Origin of the sequence: Micromonospora sp. NPDC049903 (assembly GCF_044460945.1) — a bacterium.
Classification (GTDB): Bacteria; Actinomycetota; Actinomycetes; order Mycobacteriales; family Micromonosporaceae; genus Micromonospora.
This window is the reverse complement of record NZ_JBITKL010000008.1, coordinates 142,291-167,399: the sequence shown is the minus strand read 5'-3', so window position 1 is coordinate 167,399 and position 25,109 is coordinate 142,291. Positions and strand designations below refer to the sequence as shown.

The 25,109-nt window shown below is 72.6% G+C and carries 20 protein-coding genes; 11 read left to right on the top strand and 9 right to left on the bottom strand.

Annotated elements, in window-relative coordinates; all coding sequences use genetic code 11:
• Nucleotides 1-174: 174 nt before the first annotated feature.
• Nucleotides 175-1,107 carry a LysR family transcriptional regulator gene (locus tag ACIBO1_RS15735; RefSeq protein ID WP_396746489.1) on the bottom strand — a complete coding sequence of 311 codons (933 nt, stop codon included), beginning with the start codon at nt 1,105-1,107 and terminating at the stop codon, nt 175-177.
• A 77-nt stretch (nt 1,108-1,184) separates the two neighbouring features.
• Here ACIBO1_RS15735 and ACIBO1_RS15730 point away from each other — a divergent pair, with 77 nt between their 5' ends.
• The 6 genes from ACIBO1_RS15730 to ACIBO1_RS15705 all read left to right on the top strand — a co-directional run bounded on the left by ACIBO1_RS15730 (nt 1,185) and on the right by ACIBO1_RS15705 (nt 8,814).
• Nucleotides 1,185-1,877 (top strand): succinate dehydrogenase cytochrome b subunit, encoded by a 693-nt coding sequence (locus tag ACIBO1_RS15730; RefSeq protein WP_396746486.1) that lies wholly within the window; start codon nt 1,185-1,187, stop codon nt 1,875-1,877.
• Between the two features lie 2 nt (nt 1,878-1,879).
• On the top strand, nt 1,880-3,817 hold the full coding sequence (locus ACIBO1_RS15725) for a fumarate reductase/succinate dehydrogenase flavoprotein subunit (protein WP_396746483.1): 1,938 nt from the start codon (nt 1,880-1,882) through the stop codon (nt 3,815-3,817).
• Nucleotides 3,814-4,575, top strand: a complete 762-nt coding sequence (locus ACIBO1_RS15720; RefSeq protein ID WP_350695215.1) for a succinate dehydrogenase/fumarate reductase iron-sulfur subunit — start codon at nt 3,814-3,816, stop codon at nt 4,573-4,575. Before ACIBO1_RS15725 ends, ACIBO1_RS15720 begins: the two co-directional genes overlap by 4 nt.
• Nucleotides 4,576-5,431: 856 nt before the next feature.
• A complete protein-coding gene (locus ACIBO1_RS15715) occupies nt 5,432-6,613 on the top strand; it encodes a zinc-dependent alcohol dehydrogenase (protein WP_396746480.1) in 1,182 nt (393 codons plus the stop codon).
• 204 nt (nt 6,614-6,817) lie between these two features.
• Nucleotides 6,818-7,612: a serine hydrolase gene (locus tag ACIBO1_RS15710; RefSeq protein ID WP_396746477.1), complete on the top strand. Its 795-nt coding sequence runs from the start codon at nt 6,818-6,820 to the stop codon at nt 7,610-7,612.
• A gap of 53 nt (nt 7,613-7,665) precedes the next feature.
• On the top strand, nt 7,666-8,814 hold the full coding sequence (locus tag ACIBO1_RS15705; protein ID WP_396746474.1) for an MBL fold metallo-hydrolase: 1,149 nt from the start codon (nt 7,666-7,668) through the stop codon (nt 8,812-8,814).
• Between the two features lie 71 nt (nt 8,815-8,885).
• On the opposite strand, the gene ACIBO1_RS15700 is transcribed toward ACIBO1_RS15705, so the two are convergent.
• Entirely contained in the window at nt 8,886-10,397 is a 1,512-nt protein-coding gene (locus ACIBO1_RS15700) for a dGTP triphosphohydrolase (RefSeq protein WP_350695220.1), read from the bottom strand.
• A 62-nt stretch (nt 10,398-10,459) separates the two neighbouring features.
• Between ACIBO1_RS15700 and ACIBO1_RS15695 the strand changes: the two genes are divergently transcribed.
• Together ACIBO1_RS15695 and ACIBO1_RS15690 are read left to right on the top strand one after the other, a co-directional pair.
• Nucleotides 10,460-12,928 (top strand): Tex family protein, encoded by a 2,469-nt coding sequence (locus ACIBO1_RS15695; protein ID WP_396746470.1) that lies wholly within the window; start codon nt 10,460-10,462, stop codon nt 12,926-12,928.
• Between the two features lie 34 nt (nt 12,929-12,962).
• The gene (locus ACIBO1_RS15690; protein WP_396746467.1) at nt 12,963-13,391 is read left to right on the top strand and encodes a hypothetical protein; all 429 of its coding nucleotides are present in this window, start codon (nt 12,963-12,965) and stop codon (nt 13,389-13,391) included.
• A gap of 43 nt (nt 13,392-13,434) precedes the next feature.
• On the opposite strand, the gene ACIBO1_RS15685 is transcribed toward ACIBO1_RS15690, so the two are convergent.
• Genes ACIBO1_RS15685 through ACIBO1_RS15675 form a run of 3 tightly spaced genes read right to left on the bottom strand, consistent with a single transcriptional unit; the run spans nt 13,435 to nt 16,339 of the window.
• The gene (locus tag ACIBO1_RS15685; protein WP_396746465.1) at nt 13,435-14,682 is read right to left on the bottom strand and encodes a glycosyltransferase family 4 protein; all 1,248 of its coding nucleotides are present in this window, start codon (nt 14,680-14,682) and stop codon (nt 13,435-13,437) included.
• Nucleotides 14,679-15,608 (bottom strand): NAD-dependent epimerase/dehydratase family protein, encoded by a 930-nt coding sequence (locus ACIBO1_RS15680; protein WP_396746462.1) that lies wholly within the window; start codon nt 15,606-15,608, stop codon nt 14,679-14,681. The genes ACIBO1_RS15685 and ACIBO1_RS15680 overlap by 4 nt, the downstream gene beginning before the upstream one ends.
• Nucleotides 15,605-16,339, bottom strand: a complete 735-nt coding sequence (locus ACIBO1_RS15675) for a sugar transferase (protein ID WP_396746459.1) — start codon at nt 16,337-16,339, stop codon at nt 15,605-15,607. Before ACIBO1_RS15675 ends, ACIBO1_RS15680 begins: the two co-directional genes overlap by 4 nt.
• A gap of 242 nt (nt 16,340-16,581) precedes the next feature.
• Between ACIBO1_RS15675 and ACIBO1_RS15670 the strand changes: the two genes are divergently transcribed.
• The 3 genes from ACIBO1_RS15670 to ACIBO1_RS15660 all read left to right on the top strand — a co-directional run bounded on the left by ACIBO1_RS15670 (nt 16,582) and on the right by ACIBO1_RS15660 (nt 20,148).
• Entirely contained in the window at nt 16,582-17,625 is a 1,044-nt protein-coding gene (locus ACIBO1_RS15670) for a polysaccharide biosynthesis protein (protein WP_396746456.1), read from the top strand.
• Entirely contained in the window at nt 17,622-18,620 is a 999-nt protein-coding gene (locus tag ACIBO1_RS15665; RefSeq protein WP_396746453.1) for a dTDP-4-dehydrorhamnose reductase family protein, read from the top strand. Before ACIBO1_RS15670 ends, ACIBO1_RS15665 begins: the two co-directional genes overlap by 4 nt.
• Before the next feature lie 61 nt (nt 18,621-18,681).
• Nucleotides 18,682-20,148, top strand: coding sequence for an O-antigen ligase family protein (locus tag ACIBO1_RS15660; protein ID WP_396746739.1), 1,467 nt, complete (start codon nt 18,682-18,684; stop codon nt 20,146-20,148).
• Here ACIBO1_RS15660 and ACIBO1_RS15655 read toward each other — a convergent pair.
• Genes ACIBO1_RS15655 through ACIBO1_RS15640 form a run of 4 tightly spaced genes read right to left on the bottom strand, consistent with a single transcriptional unit; the run spans nt 20,114 to nt 24,993 of the window.
• Complete coding sequence (locus ACIBO1_RS15655) at nt 20,114-21,361, bottom strand: glycosyltransferase (protein WP_396746450.1); 1,248 nt, start codon at nt 21,359-21,361, stop codon at nt 20,114-20,116. The two genes, ACIBO1_RS15660 and ACIBO1_RS15655, sit on opposite strands and share 35 nt — an antisense overlap.
• A 5-nt stretch (nt 21,362-21,366) precedes the next feature.
• Nucleotides 21,367-22,578 (bottom strand): glycosyltransferase, encoded by a 1,212-nt coding sequence (locus tag ACIBO1_RS15650; protein WP_396746447.1) that lies wholly within the window; start codon nt 22,576-22,578, stop codon nt 21,367-21,369.
• Nucleotides 22,565-24,040, bottom strand: a complete 1,476-nt coding sequence (locus tag ACIBO1_RS15645; RefSeq protein WP_396746444.1) for a lipopolysaccharide biosynthesis protein — start codon at nt 24,038-24,040, stop codon at nt 22,565-22,567. Before ACIBO1_RS15645 ends, ACIBO1_RS15650 begins: the two co-directional genes overlap by 14 nt.
• Complete coding sequence (locus tag ACIBO1_RS15640) at nt 24,037-24,993, bottom strand: NAD-dependent epimerase/dehydratase family protein (RefSeq protein WP_396746441.1); 957 nt, start codon at nt 24,991-24,993, stop codon at nt 24,037-24,039. The genes ACIBO1_RS15645 and ACIBO1_RS15640 overlap by 4 nt, the downstream gene beginning before the upstream one ends.
• Between the last annotated feature and the right edge of the window lie 116 nt (nt 24,994-25,109).

Here is a 25,109-nt window from a genome sequence, read left to right as displayed (position 1 = left end):
CGCAGTCGCCGACCGTGACCAGCCCCAGTGGGCGCAACCCGACCGGGTGGGCGGCGGGGGGGGGGGGGGGGGGGCCCCCCCCCCCCCCCCCCCCCCCCCCCCCCCCCCCACTCCGCCTTGCCGGACCACCGCCTGGACCTCGCCGCGACACCGCCAACGTTCCTGGACACCGCACTAGGCCAGCGGTTCCACGCCGGGCGGGAGTTGCGCGTCGGCGGTGGCGGTGTGCACGTACTCCAGCAGGATGCGGCGGAGTTCGCGGCCGGCGTGGGTGGGCACCACGTCGCGGCGGCGGGCCACCGCGATGGTGCGGCGGACCCCGGGGGGCGCGAGCCGGGTGACCCGGATGCCGGGCCGCCGGGCCACCACGATGCCGGGGACCAGGGCGACGCCCAGCCCGGCCTCGACGAAGCTGAGGACGGCGTCCATCTCGCCGCCGTCGACGGAGAGCGTCGGCTCGAACCCGGCGGCGCGGCACGCCTGGAGGGTGGCGTCGCGCAGGTCGTAGCCCTCGCGGAACATCACCAGCGGCTGGTCGCGCAGGTCGGTGATGCGCAGGTCACCACCGGTCGAGGCGGTCGGCAGCGGGTCGACGGAGGCGACCACCAGGCTCTCCCGCAGGATCGGGTCGGCGCGCAGCCCGGGGTCGGTGCCCTGGGCCGGCATGATGATCAACGCCAGGTCGAGGTCGCCGCGGAGCAGGTCCCGGACCAGGTCCTGTGAGCCACCCTCCTCCACCCGCAGGTCGATGGTGGGGTGCGCGTCGCGGAACAGGCGCAGCACCGGCGGGGCCAGCGAGGTGGCCAGGCTGGGGGTGGCGCCGAGGCGTACCCGGCCCCGCCGCAGGCCGACCAGTTCCTGCACCTCGCGGGTGGCCGTGTCGACGTCGGCCAGGATCCGCTTGGCCAGCGGCAGCAGCACCTCCCCGGCGGCGGTGAGCGTGATGTTCCCCCTTACCCGCTCGAACAGCGGGGCACCGAGGCTGTCCTCCAGGGCGTGAATTTGCTTACTCAACGAGGGCTGAGTTATGCCGACGATGTCGGCTGCCTGGGTGAAATGTCGTACTTCTGCCACCGCTACGAAGTACTTCAGCTGATGGAGCTGCATCTACATAGCTTATGGCTATCAAGACTGCGGTGTCGATGCATTGGACGACTGATCAAAGTGCTCCTAGCGTCGGGCTCGTGGTAGTCACGACGAGAACGCGGTCGCCCATCCGATCCAATGTCGGACTGAAGGCGGTCATGGCGGTGACGGGCATCTTCCTGGTGCTCTTCCTCATCGCGCACATGCTGGGCAATCTCAAGGTCTTCGCGGGCGACACGTCGTTCAACGACTACGCGCACTGGCTGCGCGACATCGGCGGACCGGTGCTGCCGCACGCCTGGTTCCTCTGGATCATGCGGATCGGCCTGCTGGTCTCGGTGCTCGGCCACATCTGGGCGGCCACGGTCCTCGCGCTGCGCGCCCGCGCCGCCCGCCCGGTGCGTTACGCCCACCGCAAGAAGGTCCGGGGCAGCTACGCCGCCCGCACCATGCGCTGGGGCGGTGTGATCATCCTGCTCTTCGTGATCTATCACATCCTGGACCTGACCACCGGCACGCTGAACCCGGTCGGTGACCCGTCCCGGCCGTACGCCAACGTGGTGGCCGACTTCGCGCCCGCGCGCTGGTACGTCACGCTCTTCTACACGCTGGCGATCGTCGCGCTCGGCTTCCACCTGCGGCACGGCATCTTCAGCGCGCTGCGCAGCCTCGGGCAGCAGACCCCCCGAGGCGAGCAGCGGGCCCGCCTGGTGGCGTTGACCTTCGCCGTCGTGCTCTGCGCCGGCTACCTCCTGGTCCCGTTCGCCGTACTCACCGGATTGGTGTCCTGACCATGGATCTGTTCACCGAGGGCGACCCGATCGCCGACACCCGGGCTCCCGACGGGCCGATCGAGACCCGCTGGGATCGCCGCCGCTTCGAGGCCAAGCTGGTCAACCCGGCCAACCGGCGCAAGATGACCGTGATCGTGGTCGGCACCGGCCTGGCCGGCGGTGCCGCCGCCGCCACGCTGGGCGAGCAGGGCTACCGGGTCAAGTCGTACTGCTACCAGGACAGCCCGCGCCGGGCCCACTCGATCGCCGCGCAGGGTGGCATCAACGCCGCCAAGAACTACCGCAACGACGGCGACTCGGTGCACCGGCTCTTCTACGACACCGTCAAAGGCGGTGACTTCCGCTCCCGCGAGTCGAACGTGCACCGGCTGGCCGAGATGTCGGTGAACATCATCGACCAGTGCGTCGCCCAGGGCGTCCCGTTCGCCCGCGAGTACGGCGGTCTGCTGGACACCCGCTCCTTCGGTGGCGCCCAGGTGCAGCGCACCTTCTACGCCCGGGGCCAGACGGGCCAGCAGTTGCTGCTCGGCGCGTACCAGGCGTTGGAGCGGCAGATCGGCCTCGGCAACGTGGAGATGAACGCCCGGCACGAGATGCTGGAGCTGATCATCATCGACGGCAAGGCGCGCGGCATCGTCGTCCGGGACATGGTCACCGGCGAGATCAGCACCGAGTTCGCCGACGCGGTGGTGCTCGCCTCCGGCGGCTACGGCAACGTCTTCTACCTCTCCACCAACGCCAAGGGCTGCAACGTCACCGCCACCTGGCGGGCGCACCGCAAGGGCGCGTACTTCGCCAACCCCTGCTATACCCAGATCCACCCGACCTGCATCCCGGTCTCCGGCGACCACCAGTCGAAGCTGACCCTGATGAGCGAGTCGCTGCGCAACGACGGCCGGGTGTGGGTGCCCAAGACCAAGGGCGACGACCGCAACCCGAAGGACATCCCGGAGAACGAGCGGGACTACTACCTGGAGCGGATCTACCCCAGCTTCGGCAACCTGGTGCCCCGGGACATCGCCTCCCGGGCCGCGAAGTACGTCTGTGACGAGGGCCGTGGGGTGGGCCCGACGAAGCTCGGCGTCTACCTGGACTTCTCCGACGCCATCACGCGTCTGGGCCGCAAGGCCATCGAGGCCAAGTACGGCAACCTCTTCGAGATGTACGAGCGGATCACCGGCGAGGACCCGTACGAGGTCCCGATGCGCATCTACCCCGCCGTGCACTACACGATGGGCGGCCTCTGGGTCGACTACGACCTCCAGTCCACCATCCCCGGCCTGTTCGTGATCGGCGAGGCGAACTTCTCCGACCACGGCGCGAACCGGCTCGGTGCCTCGGCGCTGATGCAGGGGCTGGCCGACGGCTACTTCGTGCTGCCGAACACGGTCGCCAACTACCTGGCCGCCGGCCCGTTCGAGCAGGTCGACGGCAGCCACCCGGCGGCCGTCGAGGCGCGGCGCGACGTCGAGGACCGGATCCAGCGGCTGCTCGCGATCGACGGCGACCGCACGGTGGACTCGTTCCACCGTGAGCTCGGCCAGATCATGTGGGAGCACTGCGGCATGGAGCGCTCCGAGGCCGGGCTGCGCAAGGCGATCGACGAGATCCGCGCGCTGCGGGACCAGTTCTGGCAGCGGGTACGGGTGCCCGGCGACGGCGAGGGGCTGAACCAGTCGCTGGAGAAGGCCGGCCGCGTCGCCGACTTCTTCGAGCTGGCCGAGCTGATGTGCATCGACGCCCTGCACCGGGAGGAGTCCTGCGGCGGTCACTTCCGTGCCGAGCACCAGACTCCCGACGGTGAGGCCCAGCGCGACGACGAGCACTTCGCGTACGTCGCCGCCTGGGAGTTCACCGCCACCGGGCAGCCGTCGGTGCTGCACAAGGAAGACCTGAACTTCGAATACGTCCACCCCACGCAGCGGAGCTACAAGTGAACCTGACCCTGCGCATCTGGCGTCAGTCCAGCCCCCAGGACAAGGGGCGGATGGTGACCTACCAGGTCGAGGACGTCTCCCCGGACATGTCCTTCCTGGAGATGCTCGACGTCCTCAACGAGCGGCTCATCCTCTCCGGCGAGGAGCCGGTCGCCTTCGACCACGACTGCCGCGAGGGCATCTGCGGCATGTGCGGCCTGATGATCAACGGCGACGCGCACGGGCCGCAGCGCGGCACCACCGCCTGCCAGCTCCACATGCGACAGTTCTCCGACGGCGAGACCATCGACATCGAGCCGTGGCGGGCCCGGGCCTTCCCGGTCATCAAGGACCTGGTGGTCAACCGCAACTCGTTCGACAACATCATCGCCGCCGGTGGGTACATCACCGCCCCCACCGGCAGCGCGCCGGAGGCCCACTCGGTCCCGGTGGCCAAGGCCGACGCCGACGCCGCCTTCGAGTCGGCCGCCTGCATCGGCTGCGGCGCCTGCGTGGCCGCCTGCCCCAACGGCTCCGGCATGCTCTTCACCGCCGCCAAGGTCACCCAGCTCTCGCTGCTCCCCCAGGGCCAGCCCGAGCGGTACACCCGGGTCATCGGCATGGTCGACGCGCACGACGAGGCCGGCTTCGGCGGCTGCACCAACGCGGGCGAGTGCACCGTGGTCTGCCCGAAGGGCATCCCGCTGACCACCATCGGCCGCCTGAACCGCGACTACCTGGCCGCCACCACCAAGCGGAGCGACACCCCCGGCACCTGACCCCCGGCACCTGACCCCCGGCACCAGACCCCGGCACCAGACCGTCGGGACCAGGCCACCGGGACCCGGCCACCGGGGCCCAACCTCCGGCACCTGACCTGTGGGGCCCGACCCCGCACCTGGCCACGTCGAACGGCCGCCCTGCCACCAGGCACGGCGGCCGTTCGCATACCCAGCCCGTCCCGGCCTCCGCCCCAGCCCGCCCCACCACACCACGGCAGCCGCAGCCGCAGCTCCGTCGATCATGGAGTTGCGGCTGTGGTTTTGTGGCGATTGAGAGCGCTTTTCCGGCGCCACAACTCCATGATCGGCGTTCCTTGATCAGCGTGGGCGTCGGCGTGGGCGTGAGCGTGTGGGGGGTGCGCTCACGCCTAAACGGGCAAGATCCGCGCAACTTCAATAATGATGTTGCTGTCTCCGTGGGCGTCTGAGGCAGCAGTTTCCATGAAGTTGTGCGGATCATGATGAGCCGCGAGGGGTGGAGACACGTTGCTCACCGAGCGGGAGCGGCGCTGGGGCTGAGGGCTGGGCGGGTCCCGGAGACACGGACGGGACCGCGTCTCTTTCGGGTGCCACTAATCGCGGCGAGCGGGGCGGCGAGGGCGGCGGCCGGGAGCGCGGAGGCACGAAGCCCAGAGGCCCGGAACAGGGGGCCGGGAGCGCGGGGCCAGGAGCGCGGAGGCCCGGAGCGCGGGAGGCCCGGAGCGCGGAAGGCCCGGAGCGCGGGAGGCCCGGAGCGCGGGAGGCCGAGAACACGGAGGCCGGAAACTCGGGGGTCGGGAGCGCGGGGGCGGGTCGGTTGAAGCGGGCCGGGTGGGGTAGCAGCCAGTCAGGCGACCATTCAGGGGGTACGGACATGCGGGCGTTGACGTGGCAGGGCAAGCGGGACGTACGGGTGGAGACCGTGCCCGACCCGAGGATCGAGGCACCGACCGACGCGATCGTACGGATCACCTCCACCGCCATCTGCGGCTCGGACCTGCACCTGTACGAGGTGCTGGGGCCGTACCTGAAGCAGGGTGACGTGTTGGGGCACGAGCCGATGGGCATCGTCGAGGAGGTCGGGTCGGGGGTGACCCGGCTCAAGCCCGGCGACCGGGTGGTGGTGCCGTTCAACATCGCCTGCGGGTCGTGCTGGATGTGCCAGCGCCAGTTGTACGCCCAGTGTGAGACCACCCAGGTGACCGCCGAGGGCAAGGGTGCCGCACTGTTCGGCTACACCTCCCTGTACGGCTCGGTGCCCGGTGGGCAGGCGGAGTACCTGCGGGTGCCGCACGCCGACTTCGGCCCGATCACGGTGCCGGACCACGGACCGGACGAGCGCTGGCTCTATCTGTCCGACATCCTGCCCACCGCCTGGCAGGCCGTCCGGTACGCGGACACGCCGCCCGGGGGCACGCTGGCCGTCTTCGGTCTCGGCCCGGTGGGGCAGTTCTGCGCCCGGGTCGGCCGCCAGCTCGGTGCCGAGCGGGTGATCGGGCTGGACCTGGTGCCGGAGCGGCTGGAGATGGCCCGCCGGCACGGGGTGGAGGTGCTCGACGTGTCCCAGCTCGACGACGTACCCGGCGCCCTGATCGAGATGGTGGACGGGCGCGGCCCGGACGCGGTGATCGACGCGGTGGGCATGGAGGCGCACGGCGCTCCGCTGGGCAAGTTCGCGCAGGCCGCCGCCGGGATCCTCCCGGACAAGCTGGCCGATCCGATGATCGACAAGGTCGGGGTGGACCGGCTGGTGGTGCTCAAGGCCGCGATGAAGGCCGTCCGACGCGGCGGCACGGTCTCCATCTCCGGCGTGTACGGCGGCGAGGTCGACCCGCTGCCGCTGATGGAGATGTTCGACCGGGGCATCCAGTTGCGGATGGGCCAGTGTCACGTACGCCGGTGGATCGACGAGATCATCCCGCTGCTCACCGACGAGGACCCGCTCGGTGTCTCGGACCTGCGCACCCACCGGCTGCCGCTGGACCAGGGCCCGCAGGCGTACCAGATGTTCCAGCGCAAGGAGGACGGCTGCGTCAAGGCGGTCCTCACTCCGTGAGCGGTCGCCACGCGCCGGTGTCCCGTCGGTCCGGGCGTCCGTGACGGACCCGGCCTAGGGTGTCCGTGACGGACGCCGGGCCGACGGGAGTGGACCATTCGCGAACCGGATGCACCGCAGCGCGACCTGAGCCGGATCGCGGCACGGGTCCGGGCGGCGTACCGGCGGGAGCGTGCCCGGGCCGGCGGCGACTGGCAGGCGTACGTGAGTCTCGCCGGACCGGACGGCCCGCTGGTCGCGGTGGACGAGTCGGCGCAGCGGCCGGTCGAGGCGTACAGCGTCAACAAGATCGCGGTGGCGACGGCGGTGCTGGACACCGTCGACCGGGGCCGGCTCGCCCTCGACCAGCAGGTCGAGGTGACCGCCGCGATCGCCGCGCGGGCCGGTGACGGCATCTTCGGGCTGGACGGCGCGTACCCCAGCCGGGTGACGCTGGGGCACGCGTTGGCGAATCTGCTGACCGTCTCCGACGACGTCGCGGTGCGGCTGTGCGCGCTGGTCTGCCCGGGCGCCGAGGTCAACCGGATCATGGTGGCGAAGGGCTTCGGGCGCACGCAGGTGCAGCCGGTGGCCGACTCGCCCCGGTACCACCTCGGGACCAGCACGGCCCGCGAGACGCACGACCTGCTCCGGGCGCTCGTCGGCGGCACCCTGCTCTCCCCCGCGTCGACGGAGTTCGTGCTGCGGCTGCTGCGCTCACCGGTGGCGTTCACCGACGGGATACGGCGCAGCATGTCGTCGGCCGAGCGGGCCCGGATCGCCACCAAGGCCGGCTGGTTCCGCGACGCCCGGCACGAGGCCGGAGTGATCTTCGACACGAGCGGCTCGCCCCGGCTGACGTACGTCTTCTTCGCCGCCGGCCAACCGCAGGCGGACGACTTCGGGGCCACCCACCCCGCTGTGCAGGCCCGGGCCCGGCTGGGCCGGCGGCTGCTCGACCTGACCGACCGGCTGGCCGCCCGCGAGCATCCCCCGCACGGCTCCGGCATCCACGGCTGAACCGGGCGGCGAGGGCTACCGTGGACTGCGGGGATCAGCAGAGGGGGGCGACCATGCGGACGCCGAAGGAGCCGACGGGACGAGTCACCGGCCGACGGATCGCGGGCTCGGTGGTCGGCGTGGCCGCGCTGGCCGGACTGGCCGGACTGGCGTGGGCGGCCCGGGGCGTACCGGCCGCGCTCGGTGGCCGGCTGACCGGGGCGCGGGCCGAGCGGGCGGAGCGGTCGCCGCAGTTCCGGGACGGGACGTTCCACAACCGGGCGAGCACCCGGACGGCACCCAACCCGGACAGCAACCTGTTCCGGGAGATGATCTTCGGTAAGCAGCAGCGCCGGCCGACCGCTGCCGTGCCGCTGGTCCGTCCGGCACCCGCGCCCGACGTCGACCGGGCCCGCGAGCTGAACCTCGTCTGGTACGGCCACGCCTCCACGCTGATCGAGATCGAGGGTCGCCGGGTGCTGGTCGACCCCGTCTGGAGCGACAGGTGCTCGCCGTCCGACGCGGTCGGCCCGCGTCGCCTGCACGAGCCGCCGGTACGCCTCGACGAACTGCCGCAGCTCGACGCGATCCTGATCTCCCACGACCACTACGACCACCTCGACATGGCCACCGTGCGGGAGCTGACCGCCCGGCAGTCGGCGCCGTTCCTGGTGCCGCTCGGCGTCGGCGCGCACCTCGACCGGTGGGGGGTGCCGGCACACCGGGTGATCGAGCTCGACTGGTCGCAGACGCACCGGGTGGCCGACCTGGAGATCACCTGCACCGCCGCCCAGCACTTCTCCGGTCGGGGGCTGCGACGCAACGGCACGCTCTGGAGTTCGTGGGTGGTCGCCGGTCGGCAGCGGAAGGTCTACTACACCGGGGACTCCGGCTACTTCGACGGGTACGCCGAGATCGGGGCGGAGTACGGGCCGTTCGACGCGACGCTGGTGCAGATCGGCGCGTACGACCGGGCCTGGCCGGGAATCCACATGTTCCCGGAGGAGGGTGTCGCCGCCCACCTGGACCTGCGCGGCGGGCTGTTCGTGCCGGTGCACTGGGCGACGTTCAACCTCGCCATGCACGACTGGTCCGAGCCGGTGGACCGGCTCTGGGCCGAGGCCAAGGCACGCGACGTCCGGCTGGCCGTGCCCCGGCCCGGCGAGCGCGTCGTGGTGGACGACCCGCCGCCGGTGGACGGCTGGTGGCAGGCGGTCGCCTGAGTTCTTCGATGTTAATAGGGGTCCCTTCCTATGCCGTAGGCGTTAGGAAGGGACCCCTCCTTGCATCACGGTCAGAGGACGAAGGCGTCGGTCCAGAGGGCGCCGGAACGGCCGGACAGGGCGTCCAGCATCGCCACCGCCTGCCCGTCGGTGAGCTGGGCGACGAAGTCCACGATGGCGCGGCCCCGCGCCTTGCCGAGCCGGTCCGGGGTGCGCGGGTGCAGCTCCGCCTCGGCCAACTCGACCAGGTCGTGCAGCCGCCGGGGCAGGCGGGACTCCTCCTCCGGGTCGAGCAGCCACTCCAGCAGCGCCTCGACCAGGGTGCCGAGCAGTCGGGCCTGACCCCGCTGGTGCAGGGCCAGGTCGGGACGGGCCAGCACGAAGCGGTGGTGGACGAACTTGAGCACCTGCACCTCGTGCCACTGTGCCGGGGCCAGCAGCACGTGCCCGGAGCGCATGCCGGGCTGCTCGACGACCGTGATCGCGTCCACGAAGCGGGTGGTCCACCGGGCGGAGAACCGGGCGACATACTGTTCGGCTTCGATCGAGCCGTCGAAGGGTACCGCCAGCAGGCCCTCGACCAGCTCCTCCCGGACGTGTTCGACGGCCGCCGCGAAGGCGTCGTCGTCGGCGATCCAGGCGTCCTTGCGGTGCAGTTGGCGGCGCAGCCGCTCGATCGCCGCGCCGGGCCGGCGGGCCGAGGTCTGCAACGCCGCGTCGGTGATGGCCCGCAGGCTGCCGCTCTCCCGCTGCCAGGCCATCAGCTCGGCGGCGACCGCGCCCTGCTGGAGCACCCCGACGCGATAGAAGTCCTCCACGTCGTGGATGGCGTACGCGACGTCGTCGGCGGTGTCCATCACCGATGCCTCGACGGTCTGCTGCCAGTCGGCGATCCGCCCGGCGAACGGCGCCCGCGCCTGCCGCAGGTCCTCCAGCTCGGTGCGGTACGCCCCGAACTTCGCCGAGCCGCTGTCCGGGTCGTCCGGCGGCGGGGTGGCGCCGCGCGGCGGCGGGTCCATCAGGCGCGGGTGCGGGTCGGGATGGTCGAGCCGGGTCCACGGGTACTTCAGCATCGCCGCCCGGACCGCCGCGGTCAGGTCCAGACCGGTGGTGGCCGCGCCGCGGATCTCGGTGGAGGTGACGATCCGGTACGACTGGGCGTTGCCCTCGAAGCCGTCGGTGAGGCCGAGCCGGTGCCGGGCCAGCCGGTCCAGCACCCGTTCGCCGAGGTGCCCGAAGGGCGGGTGACCGAGGTCGTGGGCGAGCGCGGCGGCCTCCACCACGTCCGGGTCGCAGCCGCCCAGCTTCTCCACCAGGTCACGTTGCCACCCGTCGGCGGTGAGCCGTTCGGCGATCGCGCGGGCCACCTGTGCGACCTTGAGGCTGTGCGTGAGCCGGTTGTGCACCAGCAGCCCGGACCCGCCGGGACTGATCACCTGGGTGACGCCGCCCAGGCGGGTGAAGAACGGCGAGCCGACGATGCGGTCCCGGTCCGCGCGGAACGGGCTGGTCGCGAGGTCGCCGAGGGTCCGGGCGCTGCCGCCGAACAGGCGTCGGGCGCGCGGCTCCACAGGTGGTTCCATGATCGCCACGGTAGCCCGGCAGAATGCACCACGGAACCCACACCCGAAGGCGGAGCGACATCGTGACCCTCTCTGTTCATCAGCGCATCGCCGAGGAACTCGGCGTCGCCGAGCGCCAGGTACACGCGGCCGTGGAGCTGCTCGACGGCGGTGCCACGGTGCCGTTCATCGCGCGGTACCGCAAGGAGGCCACCGGGCTGCTCGACGACACCCAGCTCCGTACGCTCGAGGAGCGGCTGCGCTACCTGCGTGAGCTGGACGAGCGGCGGGCGGCGGTGCTGGAGTCGATCCGTTCCCAGGGCAAGCTGGACGAGGCCCTGGAAGCGCAGATCATGGCGGCCGACTCGAAGTCCCGCCTGGAGGACATCTACCTGCCGTACAAGCCCAAGCGGCGGACCCGGGCGCAGATCGCCCGCGAGGCGGGGCTGGAGCCGCTGGCCGACACGCTGCTCGGCGACCCGGCGCGGGACCCCCGGGAGACCGCCGCCGGCTACGTCGACGCGGACAAGGGTGTGGCCGACGCCGCCGCCGCGCTGGACGGGGCGCGGGCCATCCTGATCGAGCGGTTCGCCGAGGACGCCGACCTGATCGGCACGCTGCGCGAGCAGATGTGGTCGCGGGGCCGGCTGGTGGCCCGGGTACGCGAGGGGCAGGAGTCGGCCGGCGCGAAGTTCGCCGACTACTTCGACTTCGCCGAGCCGTACCCGAAGCTGCCCTCGCACCGCATCCTGGCGATGTTCCGGGGCGAGAAGGAGGGTGTGCTCGACCTGACCATGGACCCGGAGACCGACGGCGACGCCGACACGGTCACCGGACCGACCCGGTACGAGGCGGCGATCGCCGGCCGGTTCGGGGTCACCGACCAGGGGCGGCCGGCGGACCGGTGGCTGGCCGACACGGTGCGCTGGGCGTGGCGTACCCGGATCCTCATCCACCTCGGTGCCGACCTGCGGATGCGGTTGTGGCAGGCGGCCGAGGAGGAGGCCGTCCGGGTCTTCGCCACCAACCTGCGCGACCTGCTGCTGGCCGCGCCGGCCGGGGCCCGGCCCACCATGGGTCTGGACCCGGGTCTGCGGACCGGGGTGAAGGTGGCCGTGGTGGACGCCACCGGCAAGGTGGTCGCCACCGACACGATCTATCCGCACGAGCCGCGCCGGCAGTGGGACGCCTCGATCGAGACGCTGGCCCGGCTCGCCGGGGCGCACCGGGTGGAGCTGGTGGCGATCGGCAACGGTACGGCCAGCCGGGAGACCGACAAGCTCGCCGGTGACCTGATCAAGCGCTTCCCGCAGCTCGGGTTGACCAAGGTGATGGTCTCCGAGGCGGGTGCCTCGGTCTACTCCGCCTCCGCGTACGCGGCGCAGGAGCTGCCCGGGATGGACGTGTCGCTGCGCGGCGCGGTCTCCATCGCCCGCCGGTTGCAGGACCCGCTCGCCGAGCTGGTGAAGATCGACCCGAGATCCATCGGTGTCGGGCAGTACCAGCACGACCTGTCGGAGGTGAAGCTCTCCCGGTCGCTGGACACCGTGGTGGAGGACTGCGTCAACGGCGTCGGGGTGGACGTGAACACCGCGTCCGCGCCGCTGCTGACCCGGGTCTCCGGGATCGGTGCCGGGCTGGCCGAGAACATCGTGCTGCACCGGGACGCCAACGGGCCGTTCCGCAGCCGCTCCGACCTGCGCAAGGTGCCCCGGCTCGGGCCGAAGGCGTTCGAGCAGTGCGCCGGCTTCCTGCGTATCCCCGACGGCGACGACCCGCTGGACTCCTCCAGCGTGCACCCCGAGGCGTACCCGGTGGTGCGGCGGATCCTGGCCAGCACCGGGCAGGACCTGCGGGCGCTGATCGGCCGGTCGACCATCCTGCGCGGGCTGCGGGCCACCGACTTCGTCGACGACACGTTCGGTCTGCCGACGGTGACCGACATCATCGCCGAGTTGGAGAAGCCGGGGCGGGACCCGCGTCCGGAGTTCACGACCGCCACCTTCGTCGAGGGCGTCGAGAAGATCGGCGACCTGACCCCGGGGATGGTGCTGGAGGGCGTGGTCACCAACGTGGCCGCCTTCGGTGCCTTCGTCGACGTCGGGGTGCACCAGGACGGCCTGGTGCACGTGTCGGCGATGTCGCGCACCTTCGTCAAGGACCCGCGCGAGGTGGTCAAATCCGGCGACGTGGTCAAGGTGAAGGTGCTGGACGTGGACGTACCGCGCAAGCGCATCTCGCTGACGCTGCGGCTGGACGACGACGCGGAGGCCGGTCGGGGCGGCGCGCGGGAGCGCGGTGGTCGGGGGAACCCGGGCCGTCCGGAGAACCAGGCCGGCCGGGAGAACCGGGGCGGCCGGGACGGCGGCGGACAGAGCGGACGCGGGCAGGGCGGTACCGGGCAGGGCGGCGGCGGGCAGGGCGGACGCGGCGGCGGTCGCGGTGACCGGGGCGGGCAGCGTGGCGGCCCGCAGCAGCGGCAGGGCCGGGGTCAGGCCGGGCCGGCGAACGACGCGATGGCCGAGGCGTTGCGTCGGGCCGGACTGGCCTGAGCCGTCCCCCGGTGGGCGGCGTACGGTGAGCGCCATGGCGGGCGACGAGGACTGGCGGGAGCAGCGGCGGCGGGCGGTGCACGCGCACGCCGAGGCCGAGTCCCGCGCCCGGGCCGTGGAGCAGGCCGCGGCGGCGGAGCTGGTGCACCGCTTCGCCGCCGACGCGACCGCGCGCGGGTTGCGCCCGGAGCGGCTGCGGGTGACGTCGTACGACGGGCGGCACCGCTACCGCACCGGGCTGACCGGCTGGTACGTCGACCGGGGGCGGTCGCGGGCGGTGGACACCCGGGGGAACTTCTATCTGCTGACCGTGCCGAACAGTCTGCGTGCGCTGCTGTTCGGCACGGTCTGCCCGCCGGTCCCGCCGCCGCTGGTGGTCGGCCGGGGCGGCCGGGACGGCGAGTCGCTGCCCCTGGCGGAGCTGCTGGACCGACGCCTCGCCGCCGGTGACGACTGGCCCTGACGCCGCCGACGTCGGCCCTGACGACTCCCACGCTGACGGCCCCTCAGCGTCGGTGGACGTCGACCACCTCGGAGAGCGCCTGCTCCACCCGTTGCGCACCGGCGGCCACCGAGAAGACCCGCTGGTAGTGCTGCCGACCGGCCTGCCCGAGCAGGTCGAGCTTCTCCCGGCCCAGGTCGCAGAGTTCGCGCAGCCCGGCGGCGATCGAGTCGGGGTCACCGGGCCGGGCGGTGATCCCGGCCCCGCTGTCGCGGGCCACGTCGGCGGCGTCCCCCTCGGCGGCCACCAGCAGGGCCCGTCCGGCGGCCAGCGTGGCCTGCACCTTGCTCGGCATGGTGTACGCCGACATGCCACCGGGCCGCAGGCTGACGTAGTGCGCGTCGCCGGTGGCCATCAACGCGGGCATCCGTTCCCGGGGCAGTTGCCCGAGGAAGCGCACGTTGGCCGCGCCCAGCTCGTCGGCCCGGTGGCGCAGCCGTTGCTCGGTGGTGCCGGAGCCGGCGATCAGGCAGACCAGCCGGGAGTCGGTCACCCGGGCACAGGCGTCGACGAGCGAGTCGAGCCCCTGTGCCTCGCCGAGCGCACCGGCGTACACCAGGACCACCTGGTCGGGTCGCAGGCCCAGCTCCGCGCGCAGGTCATCGGCGCGGGGCCGGGGGGACTCGTCCGCCCACATCGGGATGTGCAGCAGCTTCTCCCGGGGCACGCCTCGCCCGGCGAGCAGGTCGACCGCGCCGGGCGAGACGCAGGCGACCCGGGCGGCGCTGCGGTACATCGCGCCGCACCAGCCGGCCATGCCGCGCTCGACGGTCCGGGACAGCCGCCCGGTGCCGAGGAAGCCGCTGGCCACCACGCTGTCCGGCCAGAGATCGAGGACGTGCAGCAGCACCGGCACCCGGTGCGCGTACCGGGCGAACCACATCGGCAGGGCGACGCTGATCGGTGAGTTGCCCACCCAGAGCGCGTCCAGACCGCGCAGCACCGGCGTGCCGGAGGCCAGCGCGGAGACCGCGAAGGAGCCGTAGTTGGCCACCCGACGCAGCGCGGACCGGTCGTGGCTGGGATAGAGCGCGACCCGCCGGATCCGGGTAGCGCCGACGGTCTCGTCCCGACGGCGGGCCATCCGGTAACCGGGGGCCAGCCGCCCGGTCGGGTAGTTGGGGAAGCCGGTGAGCACCTGCACCTCGTGGCCCCGGCCGGCGAGGGCGGTGGCGAGCATCCCGGGCAGGGCGGCCGGGCCGGGCTCCGGGTCGAACCATTGCGTGAGCAGGCCGATGCGCATCCGCCTCATCCCGTCTCCAGTGTGGCCAACGGGCGTACCGGCGACGCGACGCCGTCGGTACGCCACAGCGCGGTCAGCGACTCGCGCAGGTCGTACGCGGGTGCCCAGCCGAGCACCCGCCCGGCGCGGGTGGTGTCCGCGCACATCCACGGCACGGTGGCGGAGCGCCCGGCGTCGGCGGTGAAGCCGCCGTCCCGGACACCGCCGTCGAACCCGGCCACCTCGGCCAGCAGCCGGACCACGTCGCGGACGGCCACCGCCCGGCCGCTGCCGACGTTGACGACGCGGTCGGTCGTGGGCGCGCTGCGCGTCGCCGCGAGGACCGCCGAGGCCACGTCCCGCACGTCGACGAAGTCGCGGTACGTGTCGTGCAGTCCCAGCGCGATCCCGTCGTCCCCGGCGGCCCGGGCCGATCTGATCAGCGCGGTGACCCGACCGAGCACGTTGCCCGGTGGCATGCCCGGACCGACCGGGTTGAAGACCCGCAGCACCACCGTGTCGAGCCGGCCCGCCGCGCCGGCCAGTTCCGCCAGTCGGGTCGCGGTCAGGTGACTGAGCCCGTACTCGTTGACCGGCGCGCACGGGTGCTCCTCGGGCACCGCGAGGCCGTACGGCACGGGTCCGTACTCGGCGGCCGAGCCGATCCGGACCAGTCGGGCCGCCGGCACGGCCTCGGCCATCGCCTCGACGAGCTTGGCGGTGACCAGCACGTGCGCGCGGACGAAGTCGTAGCCGGAGCCGACGATCCGGCCGGCGGCGGCCACCACCACGTCGGGCCGTTCCCGGGCCAGCAGTGCGATCAACGCCGGCAACTCGATCCGGACCAGGTCGCAGGCCACCCGGTCGGGTGCCCGGACGTCGGTGTGCGCGGCGAGCAGGGACCGGATGTGCCGTCCCAGGAACCCGCCGGCACCGAGCAGCAGGACCCGGCTCATCGGCGGTACGCGGGGTCCGCCTCGGCGACCGACGGTGGATTGCCGGTGAACTCGTGCCAGGTGGCCGCACCGGGCGCGGAGATGCCCTGGCGACTGACCACCACCCAGACGGTGGCCAGCACGATCTTCAGGTCCAGCAGGAGGGAGCGCCGGTCGACGTACTCGACGTCGTGGGCGAACTTGGCCTGCCACTCCAGCGCGTTGCGGCCACGGACCTGCGCGAGCCCGGTGATGCCGGGCCGTACGTCGTGTCGGCGGGCCTGCTCCGGGCTGTAGAGGTCGAGGTACTGCACCAGGTGCGGGCGGGGGCCGACGACGCTCATCTCGCCCCGCAGCACGTTCCAGAACTCCGGCAGTTCGTCCAGGCTGCTGGCCCGCAGCCAGCGGCCGACCCGGGTCAGGCGTTGCGCGTCGGTGACCAGCCCCCGGTCCGGGTCGGGGTGCCGCATGGTCCGGAACTTGACCATCTCGAACAGCTCGCCGTGCAGGCCGGGACGCTTGTGCCGGAACAGCACCGGCCGACCGTGGGCGATCAGCACCACGAGGGCCACCAGGGCCATCAGCGGTGCGCCCAGGACCAGGACGAGGAGGGCGCCCACGACGTCGAGCAGCCGCTTCCACCGGTCGTAGGGTCGCCGGAGCGCCGGGTCCTCGGCGATTCCGCGCCGGTCGCTGGCCTCGCCGGGAGCCCCGGCACGCGTGTGCGTCGCATGGAGAGCAACTTTTGGCATGCGATACGCATATCATTTTCCACTGCACCGGATCGCGCTTTCACATTTCGTGGCGCGCCGTTCGGACCGTACGGTGGAATGAATTGCGCTCACCTGTCGCCACTACGTCGACAATCCGAATGAGACTCTTTTTCTAATTCGGCAAAGCCGACCCGGACCAGTTCGTGAATCGGTATGTTCGCCGGTGGATGCTGTCCCGACAGCATCGCGGAACACTCGACTGGGAACAGGCAGGGCCAGATGTGATTTCCTCGCTAACGGATCGGCGATTTCTGATTACCGGCGGCACCGGGTCATTCGGCCAGACGATGGTCTCCCGGCTGCTCGACGCCGGCGCCACCGAGGTACGGGTCCTCAGCCGCGACGAATCCAAGCAGGACGCGATGCGGCACCGTCTGCGCGACGACCGGGTCCGCTACTACGTGGGTGACGTCCGCGACTACGACAGTGTGCTCAAGGCCGCCCGGGGCATGGAGTTCGTCTTCCACGCCGCCGCCCTGAAGCAGGTCCCGTCCTGCGAGTTCTTTCCGCTGGAGGCGCTGCGCACGAACGTGCTCGGCAGCGCGAACGTGGTCGAGGCCTGCGAACGGGTCGGCGTCGAGACGCTGGTGCTGCTCAGCACCGACAAGGCCGTCTACCCGGTGAACGCGATGGGGATGACCAAGGCCCTGATGGAGAAGGTGGCCCAGGCGCACGCCCGGAACAACGCACAGGCCCGGACCCGGGTCTGCTGTGTGCGCTACGGCAACGTGATGTACTCGCGCGGCTCGGTCATCCCGCTGTTCATCGAGCAGATCCGCCGGGGCGCGCTGCCGACCGTCACCGAACCGTCGATGACCCGCTTCCTGATGTCGTTGGCGCAGTCGGTCGACCTGGTCGAGCACGCCTTCCGCCACGGGCAGCCGGGCGACGTGTTCATCCGCAAGGCCGACGCCTGCACCATCGGCGACCTGGCCACCGCCCTGTGCAACCTGTTCGGGGTGCCCGCCAAGTTCGACGTGCTCGGCATCCGGCACGGGGAGAAGCTCTACGAGACCCTGGCCAGCCGGGAGGAACTCGCCCACGCCGAGGACCTGGGGGAATTCCTCCGGGTGCCGGTGGACAGCCGCGACCTGAACTACGCCCTCTATTTCGAGGAGGGCAACGTCGAGCGGGGCGCGCTGGCCGACTTCCACTCGCACAACGCCCGCCGGCTCTCCGTACCGGAGATCGAGGCGCTGTTGCGGACCCTGCCCGAGGTACGGGCGCAGCTCGAGGCCGCGGCGGCCGCCGTCGTACCCGCATGACCGAGCGGCGCGGTGCCGACCCGGTCGCGGGCGGCGGCGCGACGGAACGGGTGCCCCGGCGGCGCGACCAGGCCGACGCCGCGTCGCGCCCGGCCACCCGGCGGGTACTCGTGGTCGGGGTGACCGGCATGCTCGGCCACGCTCTCCTGCGCGAGCTGAGCGAGGACCCCGACCTGGACGTGCACGGCCTGGCCCGGCGCGTCGACGACGACGCGGGGTGGTTCCCGGCGCACCTGCGCGACCGGATCACCACGGGTGTCGACGCCACCGGGTTCGCCGAGGTCCGCCGCTTCCTCGACCTGCTGCGGCCGGACGTGGTGATCAACTGCGTCGGCGTCATCAAGCAGCGGCCGGACGTGCAGGAGGCGGTGCCGACCGTCACGCTCAACGCGCTCCTGCCGCACCTGCTCGCCGACGCCTGCGCCGACCTCGGCGCCCGGCTGGTGCACGTCAGCACCGACTGTGTCTTCTCCGGTCGACGGGGCGACTACGCCGAGGACGACCTGCCCGATCCACCTGACCTGTACGGGCGCTCCAAACTGCTCGGCGAGGCGGCCGGGCCGTCCGCGCTCACCCTGCGTACCTCGATCGTCGGGCACGAGTTGGCCACGCACCGATCCCTGGTGGACTGGTTCCTCGCCCAGCGGGGCCAGGTACGCGGTTTCACCCGCGCCGTCTACACCGGTGTGACGACCGTCGAGTTCGCCCGGCTGCTGCGCACCGTGGTGCTGCCGCGCGAGGACCTGACCGGGCTCTACCACGTCGCGGCCGAACCGATCACCAAACACGACCTGCTGCGGCTGGTCGCCGAGGTGTACGGGTGGCCGGGCGAGCTGGTGCCGGACGACGGGTTCGTCTGCGACCGCTCGATGCGGGCCGACGCGCTCGCCCGGGCCACCGGCTACCGGCCGCCGGACTGGCCGGAGATGGTCCGGGCCATGCACGCGGCCCGGGCCCGCTGGACCGACGCGGACCGGCCCGGCATCCGGGTCTGACGGCGCAGGGACGACCCGCCGGCCGCGTGGTGCGCGGCCGCGATGCGAAGGACAGCACGTGATGAACCGTTTCGCCGAGTGGGGCGTCGTCGCGGGGGCGGCGGGGCTGGTCGTGGTCACGACCCTCGTCGCGGTCGACGCCCCGCTGGTCGCGATCGGGCTGACCCTGCTGACCCTGCTGCTCCTGCTGGTCGCCCTGGTCCGCCGGGTGGACGGCTGGCGGTGGTTGCTGGGGCTGACCACGGCACTGCTGGTCTGTGCCTCGTCGGACCTGCCCGCCCTGGTCGAGCTGAGCTTCTATCCGCGCTATGCGGCGGTCGCCGGCCTGGTGGTGTGGGGGCTGTTCCGGCCGGTCCGGGCCCCGGTCCGGCTCGCCCCGTGGACCGGCGTCCTCGTCGTCGCGCTCTGGTCGGTCGCCGGGATCGCCACGCTCAGCACCGTCTGGTCGGTGGTCCCGATGGAGACCTTCCAGCGTGGGGTGGCACTGGTGCTGTTGGCCGCCCTGGTGCACGTGCTGGTGCGCAGGCGGTGGTCCGAGCGCGGGGTGATGCTTGCCGATCTGCGCACGGTGTACCTGGTCCTCAGCGTGTCCGCCCTGGTCAGCCTCGGATACGGGGGCACCGGCGGCGTGCTGACCGCCGGGTTGGCCAGCAGCCAGCGTTTCCAGGGCATCTTCAACAACCCGAACATGCTCGGCATCGTGTGCGCTCTGGCCATCCCGCTGGGCTGGGCGGTCTATCAGCAGTTCCGTCGGCCCGTACTGCTACTCGGCCTGCTGCCGGCCGGCGTCTGTCTGCTGCTGTCGCAGTCGCGTACCGGCATCGTCGCCGTGCTGGTCGGTGCCGCCTGGGTCCTGCTGCGGCACGGGTTCGGGCCGGTGGTCCGGACCGCCTCGGCGGTGGCCGCGACACTGCTGGTGGCGCACCTGTTCCACCTGCTGCCGGTGATCTTCTCGGCGCCGTGGATGCAGCGGGTCGTGCTGCGCTTCACCGACCCGGAAGGTGCCGACCTGTCCAACGGCCGCACCGAGATGTGGCAGGCCACCGTCGACCTGTGGTGGCAGAACCGACCCACGCTGGGCTTCGGGTACGCGTCCCGCAACCACCTGTTCGAGCTCGCCAGCTACGACGAGTTCTTCGGCGCGGGCGTCAGCGTGGTGCACAACAGCTATCTGCAACTGCTGCTGGAGCTGGGGCTCACCGCCGTCGTCCCGCTGGTGGCGCTGCTGCTGGCCGCCGCGCGTGGCGCGCTGCGCGCACCGGTGCGCGGGGCCAACTCGGGCCTGGTGTGGCTCGTGGTCAGCGGGGTGATGGTGCAGTTGACCGAGTCGGCCATCTTCGGCACCGGGCAGCCCTACCCGTACGTGTTCTGGCTCGCGGTGGCCGCCCTGCTGCACCGGCCCTCCGCCGACCCGGACGAGAAGGCCGGGGTCACCGAGGGCGTCCGCACCCGGCCGGGTCGGTGGGCACCCGCCGGGCTGCCCGGCTCACCGGTCAGCGACGGCGCTCGGCGGTCAGGAACGCGGTGACCCGGGCCTGCCAGGCGCGGTGGTCGAACGACTCGCGGGCCCGGGACAGGGCCGCCCGGCTCATCGCCGTCCAGTCCTCGTCCCGCAGGCGCAGCGCCCGCTCGATCCCGCGACGCACGTCGTCCGGGCCGTTGCCGTCGAGCACCAGGCCCTCGACGCCGTCGTGCACGTAGGCGGCCAGGTCGCTGGTGTGGTTGAGCAGCACCGGGCATCCGGCGGCGAGGCTCTCCGGCACCTTGGACGGGAAGCCGTGCGCGGCGTACCCGCCGGTGGGCCGGACCAGCATCGAGAAGTGCGCGCCGCCGAGCAGCGTCAGCACGGTGTCGCGGGGCACCCGACCGAGGAAGGTCACCTCGGCGGCGACCTCGTCCAGCAGCGCCGGGTCCAGGTCCGATCCGGTGGCGGCCTGCTCGCGGGTGACGCCCGCGATGGTCAGGCTGACCCGCCGCTGGTCCGCCGGGGCGAGCCGGCTGATGCCGCGCACGATCACGTCGAGCATGTCCTTGCGGCCCGGGGTGCCGGCGTAGAGCAGCCGCAGCCCGTCGGCGAGCGACGGTGTCCGGGCCGGTGCGAACTCGGCGCAGTCCACCTGCGGCGGCACCACCAGCACGTCGAGGCCGTACGCGGCGAGGTGGTCGGCGAGCGCGCCGGTGACCGCCGTGGCCCGGTGCACCAGCCGGGTGGTCAGGAAGGTGGACCAGCGGTGCCGTACGAAGTACGGGGTGAGCCAGCCGTGCGCGAACTGGTGCCGGTCGTGGCGTTCGCTGGCGTCCACCACGACGGGAGCGCGCAGCGCGAGCCGCAGCACCGCCCAGTTGCCGAGCGTCATCATCGCCATCGGCAGCAGCACCACGCCGATCTCGTCGCGGTCCACGCCCCGGCGGCGCAGGGCGCGCAGCACGCGTACCGGCCGGGCCAGGCGGGCCGCCATCCGGGTGAGCCGGTTGCCGCCCCGGACGCGCAGCGTGACCAGGTCGATGCCGTCGAGGTCGCCGAACCCACCGGGGAAGGGGACCTCGCAGGGCCAGTCGTTGACCACCAGGGTCCGCTCCCCCTCCGGCGCGGCGCTGCGGGCGAGCTGCCGCAGCCGGTTGGAGGTGGCGTCGCCGTACGGGAAGGCGTACGCGCCGACGAGCAGCGGCCGGACCGGGCGTACCCGGGTGGTCGCCGGGCGGCGTTGCTCCGGGCCGCGTACCAGGGTCCTGTCGTTCATCTCGGTCACCGTTCCGAGCCGGCGGTCTGCCGGCTCCGCTGCGCTGTCGGGTGTTCCCGTGGTCGATAGATGGCGAGGTGGGCGGCGAGGGCGGCGTCGATGGCGAAGACGCTGTCGGTGAAGCGTGCGGCAGCCGCCTGCGGCGTCGTCGTCGCGGTGTACGTGGCGGCGGTCCGCACCGCCTCGGCCCAGACCCTCGGCGGCGCGTCGGTGCCGACGACCGTCACACCGGGCAGGTGCGCCTCGATGAACCGCACCCCGGGCAGGTCGGCGGCGACGGTGCCGACGCCCAGCGCGACCGGTTCCAGCACTCCCCCGGGCAGCCCTTCCAGGCAGGAGGGATGCACCACCACGTCGGCCTGCCGGAGCAGGTGACCCACGTCGTCACGGGGGCCGAGCAGGTGCACCCGGTCGGCGAGGCCGGCGGCCTGCGCGGCGTCGCGGACCCGCGCGTCGTCGTCCGCCTCGTCACCGGGGCCGACCAGCACCGCGTGTGCCGGTACACCCAGCGACCGCAGCTCGGCCAGGATCGGCGGCAGCAGCCAGCGCCGCTTCTCCGGCGAGGCCCGGCCGACGCTGACGCAGACGAGGGCGTCCGGTTCGGCGCCGACCAGCGCCCGCAGGTCGTCGCGGCCGGGTGTCCGCAGCCGGTCGAGGTCGAGGCCGTTGAGCACCACCCGGCAGCGCCGGTCGTCCTGCCAGGCCGGGTCGTAGCCGAAGGTGAGCGAGCTGGGCGAGACGCCGAGGATGTCGGTGGCGCTGTGCCGCAGCAGCCACCCGCAGAGCCGGCGGTAGACGCGTCGCCGCAGGTTGCGGCGTACCTTGTCGTCGCCCCGGAAGTGCGCCACCCGCACGGGTACGCCGCAGAGCCGGGCCAGTGCCAGCGGTACACCGGAGAAGTTGGCGCAGTCGACGTGCACCACGTCCGGACGCCACCGCCGCAGCAGCCCGAGCAGGCGCGGGACGAAGTGCCGGTCCAGTGCGATCGGGGTGACCGTGCCACCGTGCCGGGTGACCACCTCCGCCAGCGGGCCGGGGCCGATCCGGTCGCTGAGCGTCACCAGGTGCACCTCGACACCGGCGGCGGCCAGCCGGGGCAGCAGTTCGGCGGTCCGCATCTCGGTGCCGCCGAAGTTGAGTTCGCCGACGATCCGCAGCACCCGGCACGGACGGTCGGGCCGGTCGGTGCCCGGCGTCGCCGGATCATCCCAGGGCATCTGCGCGCTCCTTCGCTCGTTCGGTCGGCCGGGTCCGATCGCCGCGCAGCGCCCGCCGATAGCCCACGAACACCGCCGGCCACATGGTCAGCACGTACGCGAGGCAGGCCGCGACCGGCAGGCCGACGAGCCCGAACTGCCGCAGCCCCCAGACCTTGAGCCCGGCCGCCAGCACCAGGAACGTCGCCCAGCCGACGAACTGCGGCCGGAGCAGGCCGACGCTGTTCTGCACCATGATCAACGGGGAGGTGACGGCGACCAGGAAGGACCAGCCGGCCAGCCCGGCCAGGAGCGCGACGGGCACCGAGGCGCGGTCGATGCCGCCCACCCACAGCTCGACCAACCGGGGGCCGACGCCGACCAGCGCACCACCGACCACCCCGACGATCAGCCCGTAGAGGAGCACCATCCGTCGGGTGTTACGGCGTACCCAGGCCACCTCGCCCCGGGCCAGGGCGGTGCCGTTGACCGGCCAGATCGTCATGCCGACCAGCCCGACGAAGATCGACAGCACGCCGAACAGCTTCCCGACCACCGCGTAGTGGGCCGCCACCGCGGGCCCGAGCAGGTACGCGACCAGCGGGCTGTCCATGTTGAGCGCGATCGACGACATGGTGGTGAGCGCGAAGAACTGGAGGCCGAGCCGGAGCAGGCCCACGGCGGCGGCCCGGTCCACCAGGGCCGGACCGGGCCGCAGCGCGGGCTCCTGGAACCAGAAGTACGCCACCGTGTTGAGCAGGTTGGTCAGCGGTACGGCCAGCACCGCGCAGCCGATCACCACCAGGGGACTCCACCCGGCGGCGATGGCGCCGAGCACCGCGCCCATCGCCACCAGCGCGCCGGCCGACTGCCAGACGTTGCTCTGCACCACCTGGCCCCGGGCGTACTGGATCCGCTGGATCAGCGAGAACGGGATGTTGACGGCGAAGGCCCCGAAGCAGAGCAGCACCATCGCGGACGCGTCCGCGGCGACCCGCGCGTCGGTCACCCCGAACAGCCCGGCCCATCCCACCGTGGGTACGACCGCCACCAGCGCGACGACCAGCACCACGGCGACCGCGCCGAGGGTGGCGAAGGCGCTGGAGATCTCCCGCGCCTGTGCCCGCACGTCGGTGACGTGGTGGCTCAACCGGGTCAGCAGCCCGTTGCCCAACCCCAGGTCGGCGAACCAGGCCATGCCGGTCAGCGCGGTGACCGCCATCCAGAGGCCGTACCGCTGGTCGCCGAGGTAGCCGAAGCAGGCCGGGGTGACGACGAGCGGGGCGGCCAGGCCGATCCCCTTCGCCACCATCGCGGCGGCGATGCCGACCGTGACGCGTCGGTCCCGGTCACCCGCGCCCGCATGTGTCTCGACGGCGGACGGCGTGTCGACGGCGGGCGGCGTCGTGCTCTGCGCGGTGTCGACCGGGGCGCTCGGGGCGGTCGACCGCCCCGGTCCGGTCCGGCTCGCCGCCCGGTTCACCGGGTCCCGGCGGGTGCGACGTCGCGCCGCCCGGACATCCACTCGACGGTGGCGCGCAGGCCGTCGAGACGGTCGACCGGGTTCACGTCCGGGAACAGCTGCCGCAGCAGGGTGTCGTCGGCCAGCGAGTGCGGCACGTCGCCGGCGCGCGGGGCGGCGTACTCGCGGACGATCGGCCGCCCGAGCAGCCCCTCCAACTCGCCGACGACCTCCAGCAGGGTGGCCCGCGCACCGAAGGCGAGGTTGACCGGGTGCGGATGCTGCACCCGGCGGCGCAGCGCGTCCAGGATGACCTCGCAGACCGTGCCGACATAGGTGAAGTCGCGGGACTGGGTGCCGTCACCGTGCACCACGACCGGCTCACCGCGCAGGGCGGCGTGCGCGAAGCGCGGGATCACCGCCGCGTACGCGTGGTCGTGCCGCTGCCCCGGGCCGAACACGTTGAAGAACCGGAAGGCCAGCGTGGGCAGGCCGAAAGACGCCTGGTACGCCAACGCGTACGCCTCGGCGGCCAGCTTGGTCACCGCGTAGGGGCTCATCGGGCGGGTCCAGGTCAGTTCCGCCTTGGGCAGCGCGGGGTTCGTGCCGTACACCGAGGACGACGAGGCGACGACGACGTGCGCGACGTGGTGCCGGCGGGCCGCCTCCAGCACCATCAGCGTGCCGGTCGCGTTCGCCTGGTGGGAGGCGACCGGGTCCGCCAGGGAGCGGGGCACGCTCGGCAGGGCGGCCAGGTGGACCACCGCCTCCCGGCCCGCCATCGCGGCGTCCAGGGCGACCGGGTCCAGGATGGAGCCCTCGACCAGGTCGACGCCGAGCCCGTCCAGGTTGCCGGGCAGCCCGACGGAGAGGTCGTCGAGGACGGTCACCTCTTTGACGGCGGGATCGGCCAACGCGGCGCGGGCCAGATTGGATCCGATGAAACCGGCCCCGCCGGTGACCAGAACTCGCATGGACGAAACCCCCGAATGGATGTCGAAGCTATGTATATCGACTCATCTGGGTCACCGTCCCGCGTTCGGGGAATTCCGCGCTGCTGTCCGGGAGCCGACCGTGCACCGCTGACCAG

Bases quoted from the DNA above. Each gene is read 5' to 3' on its own strand.
- ACIBO1_RS15705 (WP_396746474.1), top strand. From the start codon at position 7,666: ATGCGGACGCCGAAGGAGCCGACGGGACGAGTCACCGGCCGACGGATC.
- ACIBO1_RS15665 (WP_396746453.1), top strand. From the start codon at position 17,622: ATGACCGAGCGGCGCGGTGCCGACCCGGTCGCGGGCGGCGGCGCGACG.
- ACIBO1_RS15700 (WP_350695220.1), bottom strand. From the start codon at position 10,397: ATGGAACCACCTGTGGAGCCGCGCGCCCGACGCCTGTTCGGCGGCAGC.
- ACIBO1_RS15735 (WP_396746489.1), bottom strand. From the start codon at position 1,107: ATGCAGCTCCATCAGCTGAAGTACTTCGTAGCGGTGGCAGAAGTACGA.
- ACIBO1_RS15715 (WP_396746480.1), top strand. From the start codon at position 5,432: ATGCGGGCGTTGACGTGGCAGGGCAAGCGGGACGTACGGGTGGAGACC.
- ACIBO1_RS15675 (WP_396746459.1), bottom strand. From the start codon at position 16,339: ATGCCAAAAGTTGCTCTCCATGCGACGCACACGCGTGCCGGGGCTCCC.
- ACIBO1_RS15650 (WP_396746447.1), bottom strand. From the start codon at position 22,578: ATGCCCTGGGATGATCCGGCGACGCCGGGCACCGACCGGCCCGACCGT.
- ACIBO1_RS15725 (WP_396746483.1), top strand. From the start codon at position 1,880: ATGGATCTGTTCACCGAGGGCGACCCGATCGCCGACACCCGGGCTCCC.
- ACIBO1_RS15690 (WP_396746467.1), top strand. From the start codon at position 12,963: ATGGCGGGCGACGAGGACTGGCGGGAGCAGCGGCGGCGGGCGGTGCAC.
- ACIBO1_RS15680 (WP_396746462.1), bottom strand. From the start codon at position 15,608: ATGAGCCGGGTCCTGCTGCTCGGTGCCGGCGGGTTCCTGGGACGGCAC.
- ACIBO1_RS15685 (WP_396746465.1), bottom strand. From the start codon at position 14,682: ATGAGGCGGATGCGCATCGGCCTGCTCACGCAATGGTTCGACCCGGAG.
- ACIBO1_RS15660 (WP_396746739.1), top strand. From the start codon at position 18,682: ATGAACCGTTTCGCCGAGTGGGGCGTCGTCGCGGGGGCGGCGGGGCTG.
- ACIBO1_RS15640 (WP_396746441.1), bottom strand. From the start codon at position 24,993: ATGCGAGTTCTGGTCACCGGCGGGGCCGGTTTCATCGGATCCAATCTG.
- ACIBO1_RS15655 (WP_396746450.1), bottom strand. From the start codon at position 21,361: ATGAACGACAGGACCCTGGTACGCGGCCCGGAGCAACGCCGCCCGGCG.